The sequence below is a fragment of the Enterobacter sp. 03-F-07-AD-ECC genome, from assembly GCF_047530935.1.
Lineage (GTDB): Bacteria > Pseudomonadota > Gammaproteobacteria > Enterobacterales > Enterobacteriaceae > Enterobacter > Enterobacter cloacae.
Window position 1 is genome coordinate 1 of sequence record NZ_JBLKBZ010000040.1, and the last position, 15,672, is coordinate 15,672.

Below are 15,672 nucleotides of genomic sequence, written 5' to 3' on the forward strand. Positions count from 1 at the left end.
AGCCGCCCTGGAACGTTCACAAGTCATGCCGTTACAGAGTAGCAAGGAACATAAAGTGAACGGAATGACCTCTACAGCCATATGTTCCCCCTCACCCCACCCCTCTCCCTCAAGGGAGAGGGGGTCCTCCGTGCAGACATTATTTTATGGGGATCCCTCAACCCACCGGGAGAGGGAGGATAAAAGATCAACTCACCAGTGCCTGCCCGTCTTTGCGGCTCTCCGTCGCGGCCACGTAGTGCCCTTCCGGCATCCGGTAAATCACCTGCGCACCGCCAAAGTTATACTCCTGGAGCGGATCTTCCACGACGATGTGGTGGCCACGTTCACGCAGGGCAGCAATGGTGTTGCGATCGAACGTCGATTCGACGATCACCTCCCGGCCCTGCACCACGCGCCAGCGCGGGGCGTCGATTGCTGCCTGCGGGTTTTGCCCGTGCAGCATGATGCGCAGCGCCATCTGCATATGCCCTTGCGCCTGCATTGGCCCACCCATCACACCAAAAGACATCAGCGGCTGGCCGTTGCCGTCCATCGCAAAACCCGGAATGATGGTGTGGAACGGACGCTTGCTGCCCGCCAGCGCGTTCGGGTGCTTCGGATCCAGCACAAATCCGCAGCCGCGGTTTTGCAGGCTGATGCCGGTATCCGGTACCACAATCCCTGAACCAAAGCCCATATAGTTGGACTGGATAAACGAAACCATCATCCCGCTGGCATCTGCGGTGCTGATGTAGACCGTGCCGCTCTGCGTCGGCGAACCGTACTCAAAATCCGAGGCTTTATCAGGGTCGATAAGCGCCGCGCGCGATTTCAGATAATGGTCGCTCAGCAGTTCTTTAGCCGCAAACTCCATGTGCGCTTCATCCGCCACGTAGCGGTCGAGATCCGCCAGCGCCAGCTTCATCGCCTCAATGGATAAATGCAGGGATTGCACGGAGTCCGGATGATGGTGCTCAATGCCGCACTGCTCCAGAATGCCGAGCGCAATCAACGTGGCGATCCCCTGCCCGTTCGGCGGCAGCTCCTGCACCGAACCGCCAGCAAAGTCGCGCGACAACAGCTCCACCCAGTCCACACGATGGTTCGCCAGATCCTCAGCCGTCAGATGTGCGCCGTGCGCTTTGGCGAAGGCGGCAATTTTCTGCGCCAGCTCGCCCCGGTAAAACGCCTCGCCGTTGGTTTTTGCAATCAGCTCCAGCGAGTTCGCCTGCGCCGGGTTACGGAAGATCTCCCCTACGCGCGGGGCGCGGCCTTCCGGTGCGAAGCAGGCACTAAAGCCCGGCTGGTCTTTGAGCTTGTTATAACCGCGCTGCCAGAGATGGCCAATCAGCGGCGAGACCGGGAAACCGTTACGCGCATACTCAATGGCAGGCTGCGCCAGCGTGGTCAGCGGCAGCGTGCCAAAACGTTCCGCCAGCGCCACCCAGCCCGATACCGCACCGGGCACGGTTACCGCATCCCAGCCGATTTCCGGCATCGCCGTTTTGCCAGCGAACAGATCTGCATGCCAGCTCGCAGGCGAACGGCCAGAGGCGTTCAGGCCGTGGAGCTTTTCACCATCCCAGACGATGGCGAAGGCATCGCTGCCAATCCCGTTACCGGTGGGTTCAACCACCGTCAGCGCCATCGCGGTGGCGACAGCCGCATCAACGGCGTTGCCGCCCAGCTGCAGCATCTTCATCCCCGCCTGCGCCGCCAGCGGCTGCGAGGTGGCTACCGCGTTATGGCCCATCATCGGCGGGCGTCGTGAAGCGTAACCGGACGTAAAATCAAGCGCTTTGGTCATCATGACTCCTTAGTCGTGGCGCGGATCGAGCGCATCGCGCAGCCCGTCGCCGAGTAAATTAAAGCCCTGCACGGCAAGGAAAATCGCCACGCCGGGGAAGACGGACATCCAGGGCGCCTGCTCAAGGAAGCCTTTGGCGGTGTTAAGCATTGAGCCCCAGGAGGGGTTTGGCGGCTGCTGCCCCAGACCCAGAAACGAGAGACTGGCTTCGGCGATAATCGCCGAGGCAATGGCCAGCGTGGCCTGCACCAGAATGGGTGACATGACGTTCGGCAGGACATATTTGATGATGATCCAGCGATCCGGCAGGCCAATTGCCCGCGCGCCGTCGATGTACTCTTCGTTGCGAATGGCGATCACCTGGCCGCGCGTGAGACGGGCGAAGATCGGCATCGCGGAAAGGCCAATGGCGATCATGGCATTGGTCAGGCTTGGCCCTAAAAACGCCCCGAGGGCGATCGCCATGATCAGGAACGGACAGGCCAGCAGCGCTTCGATAACGCGTGAGATCACCCCATCCCACATCTTCTGAAAGTAACCAGCCACCAGCCCCAGCGGCACGCCGATGACCACGGCGATGACCACCGACATACACCCCGCCATCAGCGAGGTTCTGGCTCCCCAGATAATGCGGGATAAAATATCGCGCCCCAGCTCGTCGGTGCCGAACCAGTACATCGCCGAGGGCGCTTTACGCACCGCGAGGAAATTCGCCTTCACCGGATCGAACGGCGCGATCCACGGTGCAAGCAGCGCCACCAGCACAAAGAAGCCCACAATCACCGCGCCGATCACCGCGCTTTTATTGGCGAGAAATTTCTTCAGCACCCGGTTCTGCGCGCGGGGCAGAACCGGCGCAACGGTTTGAGTTGTCAGTTCCGCCATGGTTAACCTCGCATTTTCGGATTGATGAGAACGTACAGCACATCGGCCAGATCCTGTTCAGGAGTGAAGGTCCAGTTGCCGTCCGGATCCACCACGGTGGAGCCCAGTACATCGTCGCCATCCATGATGGTCACGGTGCTGCCTGGCTTACCTTTACCGCTCAGTTCAGGGCGGACATCATCAGTCACGGTGCCTGGCTTCAGGTTGCCCACGATCGGGCCCTGGTCATCCACCACTTCACCCACGGTCACCTGGTTTGGATCCGGATCGACGGTGAAGGAGATCCCCGGCGACGGTTCACTGGTGTTGCCAGACGGATCGGTCACGGTGGTGGTGATCTCATGATCGCCTTTAGCCAGAGGCGTGTCTGGCGTATAGGACCATTTACCTTCGTCATCAACGATGACGGAACCGATCTTCTCGTCGTTATCATAGATGTCCACCACGCTGCCCGGCTCAGCTTCGCCGCTCAGGGTCGGGGACTGATCGTCGGTGGTGTCGCCTGGACTTACCGGCCCCTGCTTGTCGCCCACGTTATCATTGATAACGATATTTTCTGCCGGAGACGGTGCCGCAGTATCGATCACGATCGGGAAGCTGCCGCTGGTGCGCGCGTTGCCCGCTGCGTCAGTCGCCGTGACGGTGAAGGTGTGCTTGCCATCCGCCAGCGCGGTATCCGGGGTGAACGCCCACTTCCCGTTGCTGTCCGCCGTGACGGTACCAATCACTTTCCCGTTGTCAAGGATAGACACAATGTCGCCCGGTGCAGCGCTGCCGCTCAGGGTTGGGGTGGTGTCGTTGGTGGATTCACCTTTCTGCAACGGACCCACATGTGGCTCGGCGTTGTCCACAACGCTGTTAATGGACGGTGCAGTACTCACCGGGATCAGCAGATTGATGTCGTAAGACGGCGCTTCACCGGCAACGCGGTTGCCCGCCGGGTCCTGCGTCTCCAGGGTCAGCTTGTTCAGGCCTTCCGTCAGTGGGGTTTCTGGTGTCAGGCTCCAGGTGCCATCACTGCCTACCACCGCTGTACCAATCAGGTGTTTGCCGGAAGAGTCGGTGGTGTAGACAAAGACGGTGTTCCCGGCTTCACCGATACCACTGATGAGCGGTTTGCTGTCATCGGTGATGTCACCGCTGGCTACATTGCCCTGACGATCGCCTACGTCATCCGCGACGGCGGTAATATTCAGAACATTTGCTGAAGCATCAGGCGCGGTAGTGTCAACTTCAAACTCCAGCGCTTCCGAGGGGTCGCTGGTATTGCCCGCCTTATCCGTCTGCGTAACGGTGATGCTGTGATCGCCTTCACCCAGCGGTTTCTCTGGTTTCAGCGTCCAGTTGCCTTTATCGTCAATAACGGTTGTGCCAAGCACCTCGTCACCATCATAAATGGTCACGGTGTCGCCCGGTTCGCCTTTACCGCTGAATACCGGACGGGTTTCATCCGTGACGTCACCGCCTTTCAGCTGGCCCGTAATCGGCCCGGTATTATCCTGGGCATCGGCCATATCCGGTTTGGCTGGCGGCGTGGTATCCACAATAATCTGAATCGGATCGGAAGGATCGCCTTCATTGCCGAGCGGATCTTCCTCAACGACCACGACATTATGTTCACCCTCGGCAAGTTCATCCTTAGGTGTAAATGACCATTTACCTTCATCGTCGACGATAACCGAGCCGATCTCTTTATCATTGTCTTTGATAATGATGGTATTGCCCGGTGTTCCCTCTCCACTGAAAGAAGGCTGACTGTCATCCGTCACATCGCCCGGTTTGAGCGGACCGGTTACCGGACCGGTATTGTCAATCACCTCAGGCGTTTCTGCTTTTCCCGGAGGTTCAGTCAATACAATAAAATCACGCTCATCAGACGGTTCGCTGACGTTACCCGCTTTATCCGTCTGGCTGACCGTGATGCTGTGGCTACCGTCAGTGAGGTTTTCGGACGGTTTGAAATACCAACGGCCATCCTCGTTAACGGTGGTTTCGCCGATCTTTTTACCGTTATCGTAAATTGCGATCGTTGCGCCAGCTTCACCGGTGCCGCTCATTTCCGGTTGAGGATCGTCGGTGTAAGCATCATCATGAATTTCACCGGTGGTTTTACCCACTTTGTCCATGATGTGTTCAATCGTCGGCGCTTTTGGCGCAACCGTATCAACGACGATGACAATCGGGTCTGATGGAGGACTCGCGTTGCCGTCAGGATCTTTTTCCACGACGGTCAGCTCGTGCTCGCCTTCGCCCAGTGGCTTATCAGGCGTATAGCTCCACTGGCCTTCATCATCGACGATAACGGAGCCGATCTCTTTGTCGTTATCGTAGATATGGATGGTGTCACCAGGCTTACCTTTACCGGTCAGCGTCGGCGTTGAGTCATCGGTTGTATCACCTGATTTTAACGGGCCTTTGATTGAGCCTTCATCATCCATTGTGGTGCCGATGCTCGGCTTATCAGGCGTGGAGTGGTTATCGCCGTCGTCCTTGTCCATCTCAGACAGCGCGAAAGCAGCCCCTACACCCGCCGCCGCAAGTGCAAACCATCCCAGCATGCCAAACAGCATGTCGTTGTCGTCATCCGGTGCCGTCAGAAGAGGCCCACCCGCGCCTAACGGTTCTCCGCCTAACGCCACAGGAGACATGCTGCCGTCAGCCATCAGATAGCCGGTGTCGTAGCTTTCGCCCGACAGAGGAACATAGGCGTAGAGTAATCCATCTTCCGCCATGCCCATCAGCACCGGGTTGTTAGGATCACCATTGAAGTAATCTTCAATAATTATGCTTGGCTGTGTATCGCCTTCCTGGATAATGTGCAGCGCCTTGTCTACGCGCTGCAGCGTAATATTTTCTGGAGCGAAGTCGTCGTTAATATTCTTCAATAAATATTTATTGCCGGGGATAAGTTTTACCTTAACCGTCCGGCCTGCATCTGCGGTCAACAACCGAGTTTTTCCGTCTCCGTTATTGACCGCTAAAATGACTTTATTGTCCGTCATACTTAAAGTCCTTGGTGAATTTCACTCACTAAATTGTGGATATATAAACTTTTTTGTTGATACACCCTGAACTACCTTACGTTGAAACCTTTCTGAGATAATTCATGTCCACAGGGTTCATCGACATGATGCTTAAAACTATCATGTCTGACCTCTTTATATGGGTAGGAAAAAACCACGCAACGCTCTACGCCGCATTAGGAATAGTTGACATCAAAAAGCTATTAATGAGTGAACAAGGAAGGAGGAGGAAAAGAATAATTAACGGTTAAGACTTACACGAAAAGAATAATAAATCAAATTGATTATTTTAATAAAAATAACAGAATGAGATTTTTAATAAAAAATAAATTAAACAGGAACTCAGCCGTTCACCGCGTGACGACAGCAACGGGCCGGGTAGACGAGAGAAATTCAGGATTGAGGAAACGCAGAAATGAAAAAGGCCCACGTTATAAATAACGTGGGCCTGAATAGTGGCGGAACGGACGGGACTCGAACCCGCGACCCCCTGCGTGACAGGCAGGTATTCTAACCGACTGAACTACCGCTCCGCTGTGTTCCCTTGGGAACGAGGCGCATATTACGGTTTGCCTCTGAACTCGTCAACGCTTTTTCTCACGTTTTGAATCGTTTGCTGCAAAAATCACCCGAACGGTGATTTTACAGGCATTCTGGCATGCCTTACGCACGCCACATACAGCTTCCGCCCTTCTTCTGGACCAGATCCAGACGAGATTCGTGGTTGAGAAGCTCTTCATCACTCGCTAAAACAACCCGCAAGCGGCTGGCCTGGCGAACAACACGCTGAATTCCCGCTTCGCCCTGCGTCTGCTGAGATTCATTCTCCATGCTGAACTTCATTGACGTTTGACCGCCGGTCATCGCCAGATAGACATCCGCCAGGATCTGGGCATCGAGCAATGCCCCGTGCAGCGTTCGCTTGGTGTTGTCTATTTCATAACGTGAACAGAGCGCATCGAGGCTGTTACGCTTGCCGGGGAACATCTTCCTGGCCAGCGCCAGGCTGTCAGTGACCTTGCAGAAGGTGTTCGTTTTGGGGATATCGCGCTGGAGCTTACTAAACTCGTAGTCCATAAAGCCGATATCGAACGAGGCGTTGTGAATGACGAGCTCTGCGCCTTTGATGTAATCCAGAAATTCGTCCGCCACCTCCGCGAAGGTCGGTTTATCCAGCAAGAACTCATCGGCAATACCATGAACGCCGAACGCTTCGGGATCCACCAGCCGATCGGGTTTGAGATAGACGTGGAAGTTGTTCCCCGTCAGACGACGGTTCACCACTTCAACAGCACCGATCTCAATGATCTTGTGCCCTTCGTAGTGCGCGCCGATCTGGTTCATACCGGTGGTTTCGGTATCAAGAACAATCTGGCGAGTAATTGCAGTGCTCATAGCGGTCATTTATGTCAGACTTATCGTTTAACTGAACGTTTCAAATACAGGAAGTCTACCAGAGATGCGTAAACAGGTAGAAATTTTCACCGATGGATCTTGTCTCGGTAACCCAGGGCCTGGCGGCTATGGCGCGATTATGCGCTATCGTCAGCACGAAAAAACTTTTAGTGAAGGGTATTTCCTGACCACCAACAACCGCATGGAGTTGATGGCGGCCATCGTGGCGCTGGAAGCCTTAAAAGAACATTGTGACGTGGTGCTCAGTACCGACAGCCAGTACGTGCGCCAGGGGATCACCCAGTGGATCCACAACTGGAAAAAGCGCGGCTGGAAGACGGCAGATAAGAAGCCCGTCAAGAATGTCGATCTCTGGAAACGGCTGGATGCGGCGCTGGGCCAGCATAATATTAAGTGGGAATGGGTAAAAGGCCATGCCGGCCACCCGGAAAACGAGCGCTGCGATGAACTGGCGCGGACGGCAGCCGCTAACCCGGCACATGAGGACGCGGGCTATCAGCCTGAATCCTGATTACGGTTTTCTGTACTGCCGCGTGGCCCCCACCGTCTGGCGGATCGGCGTTTTGGTTTTGCTCTGCTTCATCGGGTTAAGCGTCAGGGGAATGGTTCGCTTACGCGCAACGATAAACTGCAAGCAGCCTAATGCGGGCAAATGGGTACTCAGCAAAACGCCCCCTTTTCTGGCCCAGGGCAGTACCTGAAATCCGCCGTAGCTGAGCACTTCAAAATTCAGCAGCGAAAGCCAGTCCAGCTGGCGCATCATGGTGAACATCCGGCTGTTATAAGGGGGAGTGCGGCGTAACACGGGCACCAGCTTGCGCAGCCCCATCAGGCTCAGCGGATTAAACCCGCTTATCACCAGCCAGCCGTCATCAATCAGCACGCGATCGGCTTCACGCAGCATGCGATGAGGATCGCTGCACCAAGGTATCGTATGCGCCAGCAGGCAAGCATCAACGGACTTTTCCGCAAACGGCAGATGTAAAGGGTCTGCCTTCACCTGAACGGGCGATCCGCCGAGAGAGACATGGACCTGATGTGAGATAGCGCAGCTTTCGGTATTGATTTCCGCGCTGAGATTGCCAATCTTAAGCAGGTGAAAGCCATACATTTTCGCGAGCCAGGGTTTAAGCTGTAGTTCTAATGCCTCGCGATAGTATTCACCCCAGGGCAATTCCGCCCAACGTTCCGGTGCTGCGACAGTCTGAGGTATCCTTGCCGGTTTCATCAAAACACCCGCCACGCTATAAGAGGTAATGTATGAATCTTATCAGTATTCCTGCCTTTGAGGACAATTACATCTGGGTTTTAGTCGATGACGCGCGTCGATGCGTCATTGTCGACCCCGGAGAGGCCGCCCCGGTTCTGCAGGCAATAAAAGAGAATGGCTGGCAGCCTGAAGCCATCCTCCTGACCCACCATCACCACGATCATACCGGCGGTGTGCCTGAGCTGCGCGCCCGGTTCCCGCATCTGGTGGTTTACGGACCGGCAGAGGCACAAGATAAGGGAATCACGCAAGTAGTCGAAGAAGGCAAAAATATCCTCATACGTGAGTGGGAGTTTTCCGTATTTGCTACACCAGGTCACACTTTGGGACATCTGTGTTTCTACAGCAAACCTTATCTGTTTTGTGGCGATACGCTGTTTTCTGGCGGCTGTGGAAGACTGTTTGAAGGCACGCCAGCCCAGATGTACCAATCTTTACAAAAAATTAATGCCCTGCCTGACGATACTGTAATTTGTTGCGCGCATGAGTATACATTAGGAAATATGAAGTTTTCTGCCAGCATTTTACCTGAGGATCGTGCGATTCAGGATTACTATCAGAAAGTGAAGGAGTTACGTGCAAAAAACCAAAAAACACTACCCGTAATTCTGAAAAACGAGCGTAAAATTAATTTATTTCTTAGAACAGATGACATTGATTTAATTAATAAAATTAACCAAGAAACAAAATTGCAACAACCAGAACAGCGATTTGCATGGTTAAGGTCAAAGAAAGATAACTTCAGATAATTGCGGGTTGCCTTTTCAAAATTTCGCCGTTATCATCGCTCGTCTTTTAAGCAACTATTGACACACACATGAAGGCAAAAGCGATCTTACTCGCCTCTGTCCTGCTTGTTGGTTGCCAGTCGCAGAACGGCAGCAACGTACAACAGCACGCACAGAGCCTTTCTGCAGCTGGTCAAGGGGAAGCAGGGAAGTTTACAAGCTCAGCGCGTTGGTTGGACGATGGGACATCTTTCGCGCAGGATCAAAACTTGTGGACCTCTATTGGCGACGAGCTAAAGATGGGAATTCCGGAAAACAGCCGGATTCGCGAACAGAAACAGAAGTATTTAAGAAATAAGAGCTATCTCCACGATGTAACGTTACGGGCAGAGCCGTATATGTACTGGATAGCCGGGCAAGTTAAGAAACGTAACATGCCTATGGAGCTGGTACTCCTACCCATAGTGGAGAGCGCTTTTGACCCACACGCGACGTCTGGCGCCAATGCCGCAGGTATTTGGCAGATCATTCCGAGCACGGGGCGAAATTACGGTTTGAAACAGACCCGTAACTATGATGCGCGTCGCGATGTTGTCGCTTCCACGACAGCCGCTCTCGACATGATGCAACGTCTGAACAAGATGTTTGACGGCGACTGGTTGTTAACGGTTGCGGCGTATAATAGTGGCGAAGGTCGTGTACTGAAGGCAATGAAAGCGAATAAAGCACGGGGTAAATCCACCGATTTTTGGTCGCTCTCACTGCCACAGGAAACGAAGATTTACGTACCGAAGATGCTGGCATTGAGTGATATTCTCAAAAACAGCAAGCGTTACGGTGTACAACTGCCAACACCAGACGAAAGTCGTGCACTGGCGCGCGTTCGCCTCAGCAACCCGGTTGATATTCAACAGGTTGCCGATATGACGGGTATGTCGGTAAGTAAACTGAAAACCTTTAACGCGGGTGTTAAAGGCTCAACGCTGGGGGCGAGTGGCCCACAGTATGTGATGGTTCCGCAGAAACATGCTGAACAGTTACGTGAGTCTTTAGCGTCTGGTGAAATTGCCGCCGTTCAGTCAACGCTGATTGCGGATGCATCATCAGTCAACAGCCGCAGCTACAAGGTTCGTAGCGGTGATACGCTTTCGGGCATTGCATCACGTCTTGGCGTGACAGCAAAAGATCTGCAGCAGTGGAATAACCTGCGCAGCTCAGGCCTGAGAGTGGGTCAGACACTGACGGTGGGTGCGGGTAGCAGCGCACAGCGTCTCGCCAATAACAGCGATAGCATTACCTATCGCGTGCGTAAAGGCGATTCACTGTCCAGTATCGCAAAACGACACGGCGTGAACATTAAGGATGTGATGCGCTGGAATAATGATACTGACAATCTGCAACCAGGCGACCAGCTGACACTGTTTGTGAAAAACAGCGCCACGCCAGACTCCTGATTACACGATACAAAGATAAAAAGGCACCGATTCCCCTCGGTGCTTTTTTTTACTTCGCTTTTTGCGCTTCAATCATGATGGTATCGCTGGTAAACGAACCGTCATCCTGCAATTCAAAGTAGGCCTTCACCTCTGAGGAAGCACTGTCCTGATACAACCGTATGGCCTGGCTTAACGCGTCCGGGGTGCGCATACGGGCGATCCACGAACTAAATTCCAGCGGTAAGCGATCGGTTATCAGTGAACGTGAAATTAAACCGGCCTCAGTGATAAACGTTAACCACTCCCCACTGGAATAATCCTGCACGTGCGAGGTGTCACGCAGCGCTTCAACCGTCTGCAGCCAGATGTTCCGTACAGGGTGACCCGGAGACATGACGTCCATAATGATGACGATTCCACCCGGCTTCAGCACGCGTTTGACTTCCCGTAATGCCTGGCCGACATCGTGCCAGTGGTGCGCGGAGTAACGGCTGATAACAACGTCAAACGACGCCTCTTCGAAAGGTAAGGATTCGGCATAGCCCTGGCGCGTATCGACATTGTTGAGCCCTTTGGCTTTTGCCGCCTCCGCCACTACCTCCAGCATCTGGCTGGATAAATCATACGCCGTAACCTGAGCCACATGCTGCGCTGCTGTAAAGCTGGCATGCCCTGCTCCACAGCCTAAATCCAGCACCGTCGCCTGCGGAAACGCCGAGAGACGCTCGCCGAGACGCACCAGATCGCGGCCAGAAGCATGTACGGCGCTGGTCAGATAGGCGCTTGCCTGGGAACCAAACTGTTTTTCGACGTTGTCGTGTTGAGAGTGTGTTGTTGTCATTGTACTGTCCTTGCGTTGGTTAAAGTAAAGGGCAGCACTCAACCGGCCTGCCCCACGGCAGACCTGACTCACCATATTAATCAGGTTTGCCGGGACTGAATTCCACTAGTAGCGGGTTGTGATCGGAGGCGCGAGTGACCAGAACAGAGGCGTCATGCACGCTCAAACCACGATAGAAAACGAAATCGAGAGGACGACCGAACGCTTTCTTGCGCTGGTCATCACTAAAACGAACTTCACGCAGCGACATCTCCCGCGCAAAGCGATACAGCGCGTTCATGCGTGGACGGCTCCAGGCATTGAAATCCCCGGCCATAATAATAGGCCCACTGTGATGGGCTATCTGGTCACCAATAGGAAGTAACTGCTTACTATACACATCCACGCCCAGACTGAAGTTTACCGCATGGATGTTCACGACCATCAGTAGCCGCGTGTCAGGCAGTGGGTAGACCGTCACCAGCGCCGATTTTGCCAGTCGCAGGATAGGCTCGCGTTCGCGCAACGGGCAGCAGTAAACCGGATGCGCGGCAGAAAGGGTCATCACGCCAGAGGGATGTTGCGGCAATACAAATGCGGGCACCTGGTCGGCGGCGAGATAGTTAGTGGTCGCAAACCTTACCAGCTCAGGCGTGGTTTGCGCCTCCTGCAGCAGAACCAGATGGGCATCTTTACCAAAGTTCTTGAGGACGGATAACCAATCCGCGCGCTGCTGTTTAAAGATATTCCATACCAGCACCCGAATTTTTTCATCGCTGCTTAACGGTGTACCGGCAGGTAATGCCTGGCTGATGCTCGCAAACGACCCGGGAGGCAAGATCCTCTCCGCGGGCATTCCGGCAACATAACGCATGGCATAGGTATTTTTTCGCACTTTTGGAAACAACCTCTGTAACATGAACCAGCCCGGAAAACGGACTGGTTCTAATGTTATAGGGATTTTAGGTCACACTTTCAACGCAATTACTGAGAAACCTCTTTCCAGTTTTGTAAGCAAGCACTTACTGAGGTTTAACCAAGCGCTACGCGAGAGGGTTTATCAAGGCGTCCGCTCAGACCAATCAGCAGGAAGGCAACGAGCACAATAACGGCACCAATCCACGGGGTTTGGGTTAATCCAAAGTGTTCCACCGTCTGCCCGCCAACGATAGAGCCGATCGCGATACCAATGTTGAAGGCGGCAATGTTCAGACCAGAAGCCACGTCCACCGCATTTGGCGTGTAGCGTTCGGCTTTTTGTACCACATAGACCTGCAGGCCGGGTACATTACCAAAGGCAAAGATGCCCATGACCAGTACCGTTACCAGCGCGGCGTACTGAATCGATGCCGTGAACTGGAAGAGCATCAGCAGAATCACCAGTGCCGCGAAGATAAACTTAAGCGCTGGTACAGCACCATGCTTATCCGCGAGCTTACCTCCCCAGATGTTGCCAATCGCCACAGAGATACCGTACCCCAGTAAAATCCAGCTTACCGCTGCAGGAGAGAAGCCGGCCAGATCCTGCATCATTGGAGCGAGGAAGGTGAATGCCGTGAACACGCCGCCGTAGCCCAGCGCCGTAACGGCATAGATGAGCAGCAAACGAGGATGTGTGAGCACCTTAATCTGATCGCTCAGTCTTGCGCTTGTACGGCCGGGAATATTCGACGGTACCAACAGCAGGCTGGCCACCAGTGCAATCACGCCCAGTAAAGAAACGGCGAGGAAGGTTTCACGCCAGCCGAAATGTTGCCCGATGAACGTTCCTAATGGTACGCCGGTGACCAGTGCGACGGTCAATCCGCCAAACATAATAGCAATGGCTGATGCAGCTTTCTCTTTGGGTACCAGGCTGGTTGCAATGGTGGAGCCAATCGAGAAGAACACCCCATGAGCAAGGCCAGTCAGCAGGCGGGCAATGACCAGCGTCGTGTAGTCCGGCGCCTGCCAGGCCAGTATATTGCCGGCCGTGAAGAGCACCATCAGCGCGACCAGCAGTTGCTTACGCGGGAATCGCCCGGTTAATGCCGTCAGGACGGGCGCGCCGACAGCGACACCCAAAGCATAGATGGAGACCAACAGCCCGGCTGAAGGTAATGAGATAGCAAGCTGGTTAGCGATGGTAGGAACCAGTCCTACGATAACAAATTCGGTCGTGCCAATTGCAAAGGCACTGATCGTCAGGGCAAGTAGCGCCAGTGGCATAAAATACTCCGTATCATCAGGATTAAGATGACAGGCAGTATGCGCCAGTGGTTAAATAACAAAAATGGTCAAAATCTCAATAGAATTTTGCAGGTGGTGCAACAATGAAAGCAACCTCGGAAGAGCTGACAATCTTTGTCGCCGTCGTCGAAAGTGGCAGTTTTAGCCGCGCGGCAGAGCAGTTAGGGCAGGCAAACTCTGCTGTAAGCCGCTCGGTGAAAAAGCTTGAGATGAAGCTTGGGGTGAGTCTTCTCAACCGCACGACGCGGCAGTTGAGCCTGACGGAAGAAGGTGAACGATACTTCCGCCGGGTGCAGTCTGTCTTACAGGAGATGGCTGCAGCAGAGACCGAGATCATGGAAACGCGCAGCACACCGCGTGGGCTATTGCGTATTGATGCGGCCACACCGGTGGTTCTGCACTTTCTGATGCCGCTGATTAAACCTTTCCGTGAACGCTATCCGGAGATGACGCTCTCTTTGGTCTCCTCCGAGACCTTTATCAATCTTATCGAACGTAAAGTCGATGTGGCGATCCGGGCGGGAACCCTGACGGACTCAAGCCTGCGCGCGCGTCCTCTGTTTGCCAGCTACCGTAAAATCATCGCCTCACCACAATACATCGCTGAACACGGCAAACCTGAAACCGTTGAAGAGCTGAAGCAGCATCTGTGCCTGGGTTTCACCGAGCCAGTATCACTGAATACCTGGCCTGTCGCCTGCCCTGACGGTCAGTTGCATGAGATCACCTGCGGGTTGTCGTCCAACAGCGGGGAAACGCTGAAGCAGCTGTGTCTTGAAGGAAACGGGATCGCCTGTTTGTCTGATTACATGATTGATAAAGAAATTGCGCGCGGTGAGCTCGTGGAGTTAATGGCGGACAAGCGTCTGCCGGTAGAGATGCCCTTCAGTGCGGTTTACTACAGCGACAGAGCGGTGAGCACGCGTATCCGTGCCTTTATCGACTTTCTGAGCGAGCATATAAAAACAGCTCCCGAAGGAGCTGTGTGAGGGTTAAGCGTACAGAGGGTAAGTCAATATTAATCCCAGTCTGGCGCTAAACCTTCCGGGCTCACCAGGCGATCGTTGCACTCCAGGGCAGCGATCGCTTTTTTGTCTTCGTCATCCAGCTGGAGATCAACAGCTAACAGGTTGCTGGCCAGGTTTTCACGCTTCGTTGAAGATGGAATAACGGCATAACCTTCGCCCATCGCCCAGGCCAGGATCACCTGTGCAGCCGTTGCGTTATGTTTATTTGCAATACGTGCAATGACCTCATCTTTCAGCGCTTTACCGTATGCCAGCGTCATGTAAGAAGTGATGTGAATGCCGTGCTGTTTGGCCCACGCCACCACATTGCGGTTTTGCAGATAAGGAGAGAGCTCAATCTGGTTGGTGGCAATGTTCTCTGCGCCAACGGCAGCGATGGCTTTTTCCATCAACGGAATGGTGAAGTTCGAAATACCAATTTGACGGGTTAAGCCCTGCTTTTTCGCTTCCAGCAGCGCCTGCATGAATTCTTCTACAGAAACGGCATCATTCGGAGATGGCCAGTGGGTCAGGGTCAGATCGACATAGTCAGTACGCAGCTTCTTCAGGCTCTCTTTCAGGCTTGGGATCAGCTTGTCTTTACTGAGGTTCTCGATCCAGATTTTGGTGGTGATAAACAGTTCGTTACGCGGTACACCGCTTTCTTCAATCGCCTGGCCAACCGCAGCTTCATTTTCATAAATCTGCGCGGTATCAATTGCGCGATAGCCAAGCTCAAGGGCGGTTTTGACCGATGCGATAACAACGTCGTCTTTCAGGCGGAAAGTGCCCAGGCCTAATGCAGGGATAGTCATGTCATTCCTCGTTATTCGTAATGTTCGTTAACTGAGGAAGATTATCGCTGCTGGCGTTATGCTGAAAAAGGTCGTAAAACGCAGAGGATTTTTGCTGATTTAGCAATAATTGGGAAGCAGATAAGAAAAAAGCCCTGAGCGTTAACTCAGGGCTTTTAATAAGTGGCGGAACGGACGGGACTCGAACCCGCGACCCCCTGCGTGACAGGCAGGTATTCTAACCGACTGAACTACCGCTCCACCGAAGACTGCTG

13 protein-coding genes and 2 tRNA genes are annotated in these 15,672 nt (G+C 53.9%); 4 read left to right on the top strand and 11 right to left on the bottom strand.

What is annotated here, in order from left to right; all coding sequences use genetic code 11:
- Nucleotides 1-187 precede the first annotated feature (187 nt).
- From ACMWKA_RS24895 to dnaQ, 5 genes are all read right to left on the bottom strand, one after another.
- A complete protein-coding gene (locus ACMWKA_RS24895; RefSeq protein ID WP_045901791.1) occupies nucleotides 188-1,789 on the bottom strand; it encodes a gamma-glutamyltransferase family protein in 1,602 nt (533 codons plus the stop codon).
- Between the two features lie 9 nt (nucleotides 1,790-1,798).
- Complete coding sequence (locus ACMWKA_RS24900; protein WP_013095723.1) at nucleotides 1,799-2,674, bottom strand: ABC transporter permease; 876 nt, start codon at nucleotides 2,672-2,674, stop codon at nucleotides 1,799-1,801.
- 2 nt (nucleotides 2,675-2,676) lie between these two features.
- Nucleotides 2,677-5,676 carry an Ig-like domain-containing protein gene (locus ACMWKA_RS24905; protein WP_414760684.1) on the bottom strand — a complete coding sequence of 1,000 codons (3,000 nt, stop codon included), beginning with the start codon at nucleotides 5,674-5,676 and terminating at the stop codon, nucleotides 2,677-2,679.
- A gap of 477 nt (nucleotides 5,677-6,153) precedes the next feature.
- A tRNA-Asp gene (locus tag ACMWKA_RS24910) sits at nucleotides 6,154-6,230 on the bottom strand.
- Between the two features lie 130 nt (nucleotides 6,231-6,360).
- Entirely contained in the window at nucleotides 6,361-7,092 is a 732-nt protein-coding gene (gene dnaQ / locus ACMWKA_RS24915; protein ID WP_013095690.1) for a DNA polymerase III subunit epsilon, read from the bottom strand.
- A 64-nt stretch (nucleotides 7,093-7,156) separates the two neighbouring features.
- Between dnaQ and rnhA the strand changes: the two genes are divergently transcribed.
- Nucleotides 7,157-7,624 carry a ribonuclease HI gene (gene rnhA / locus ACMWKA_RS24920; protein ID WP_013095689.1) on the top strand — a complete coding sequence of 156 codons (468 nt, stop codon included), beginning with the start codon at nucleotides 7,157-7,159 and terminating at the stop codon, nucleotides 7,622-7,624.
- Here rnhA and ACMWKA_RS24925 read toward each other — a convergent pair whose 3' ends face one another.
- Complete coding sequence (locus ACMWKA_RS24925; RefSeq protein WP_029882853.1) at nucleotides 7,625-8,341, bottom strand: class I SAM-dependent methyltransferase; 717 nt, start codon at nucleotides 8,339-8,341, stop codon at nucleotides 7,625-7,627.
- 32 nt (nucleotides 8,342-8,373) lie between these two features.
- Between ACMWKA_RS24925 and gloB the strand changes: the two genes are divergently transcribed.
- A complete protein-coding gene (gloB, locus tag ACMWKA_RS24930; protein WP_029882852.1) occupies nucleotides 8,374-9,132 on the top strand; it encodes a hydroxyacylglutathione hydrolase in 759 nt (252 codons plus the stop codon).
- Between the two features lie 68 nt (nucleotides 9,133-9,200).
- Complete coding sequence (gene mltD, locus ACMWKA_RS24935; protein WP_013095686.1) at nucleotides 9,201-10,565, top strand: murein transglycosylase D; 1,365 nt, start codon at nucleotides 9,201-9,203, stop codon at nucleotides 10,563-10,565.
- 49 nt (nucleotides 10,566-10,614) lie between these two features.
- On the opposite strand, the gene ACMWKA_RS24940 is transcribed toward mltD, so the two are convergent.
- From ACMWKA_RS24940 to ACMWKA_RS24950, 3 genes are all read right to left on the bottom strand, one after another.
- Nucleotides 10,615-11,388: a class I SAM-dependent methyltransferase gene (locus ACMWKA_RS24940; protein ID WP_414760685.1), complete on the bottom strand. Its 774-nt coding sequence runs from the start codon at nucleotides 11,386-11,388 to the stop codon at nucleotides 10,615-10,617.
- 76 nt (nucleotides 11,389-11,464) lie between these two features.
- The gene (locus tag ACMWKA_RS24945; protein WP_013095684.1) at nucleotides 11,465-12,262 is read right to left on the bottom strand and encodes an endonuclease/exonuclease/phosphatase family protein; all 798 of its coding nucleotides are present in this window, start codon (nucleotides 12,260-12,262) and stop codon (nucleotides 11,465-11,467) included.
- 137 nt (nucleotides 12,263-12,399) lie between these two features.
- On the bottom strand, nucleotides 12,400-13,575 hold the full coding sequence (locus tag ACMWKA_RS24950) for an MFS transporter (protein ID WP_029882849.1): 1,176 nt from the start codon (nucleotides 13,573-13,575) through the stop codon (nucleotides 12,400-12,402).
- 104 nt (nucleotides 13,576-13,679) lie between these two features.
- Between ACMWKA_RS24950 and yafC the strand changes: the two genes are divergently transcribed.
- Nucleotides 13,680-14,585 carry a DNA-binding transcriptional regulator YafC gene (yafC, locus tag ACMWKA_RS24955; protein ID WP_038982956.1) on the top strand — a complete coding sequence of 302 codons (906 nt, stop codon included), beginning with the start codon at nucleotides 13,680-13,682 and terminating at the stop codon, nucleotides 14,583-14,585.
- A 29-nt stretch (nucleotides 14,586-14,614) separates the two neighbouring features.
- On the opposite strand, the gene dkgB is transcribed toward yafC, so the two are convergent.
- Entirely contained in the window at nucleotides 14,615-15,418 is an 804-nt protein-coding gene (dkgB, locus tag ACMWKA_RS24960; RefSeq protein ID WP_414760686.1) for a 2,5-didehydrogluconate reductase DkgB, read from the bottom strand.
- A gap of 163 nt (nucleotides 15,419-15,581) precedes the next feature.
- A tRNA-Asp gene (locus tag ACMWKA_RS24965) sits at nucleotides 15,582-15,658 on the bottom strand.
- Nucleotides 15,659-15,672 lie beyond the last annotated feature (14 nt).

Coding starts and splice junctions, on each gene's coding strand:
- ACMWKA_RS24895 (WP_045901791.1), bottom strand. CDS start 1,789: ATGACCAAAGCGCTTGATTTTACGTCCGGTTACGCTTCACGACGCCCG.
- ACMWKA_RS24900 (WP_013095723.1), bottom strand. CDS start 2,674: ATGGCGGAACTGACAACTCAAACCGTTGCGCCGGTTCTGCCCCGCGCG.
- ACMWKA_RS24905 (WP_414760684.1), bottom strand. CDS start 5,676: ATGACGGACAATAAAGTCATTTTAGCGGTCAATAACGGAGACGGAAAA.
- dnaQ (WP_013095690.1), bottom strand. CDS start 7,092: ATGAGCACTGCAATTACTCGCCAGATTGTTCTTGATACCGAAACCACC.
- rnhA (WP_013095689.1), top strand. CDS start 7,157: ATGCGTAAACAGGTAGAAATTTTCACCGATGGATCTTGTCTCGGTAAC.
- ACMWKA_RS24925 (WP_029882853.1), bottom strand. CDS start 8,341: ATGAAACCGGCAAGGATACCTCAGACTGTCGCAGCACCGGAACGTTGG.
- gloB (WP_029882852.1), top strand. CDS start 8,374: ATGAATCTTATCAGTATTCCTGCCTTTGAGGACAATTACATCTGGGTT.
- mltD (WP_013095686.1), top strand. CDS start 9,201: ATGAAGGCAAAAGCGATCTTACTCGCCTCTGTCCTGCTTGTTGGTTGC.
- ACMWKA_RS24940 (WP_414760685.1), bottom strand. CDS start 11,388: ATGACAACAACACACTCTCAACACGACAACGTCGAAAAACAGTTTGGT.
- ACMWKA_RS24950 (WP_029882849.1), bottom strand. CDS start 13,575: ATGCCACTGGCGCTACTTGCCCTGACGATCAGTGCCTTTGCAATTGGC.
- yafC (WP_038982956.1), top strand. CDS start 13,680: ATGAAAGCAACCTCGGAAGAGCTGACAATCTTTGTCGCCGTCGTCGAA.
- dkgB (WP_414760686.1), bottom strand. CDS start 15,418: ATGACTATCCCTGCATTAGGCCTGGGCACTTTCCGCCTGAAAGACGAC.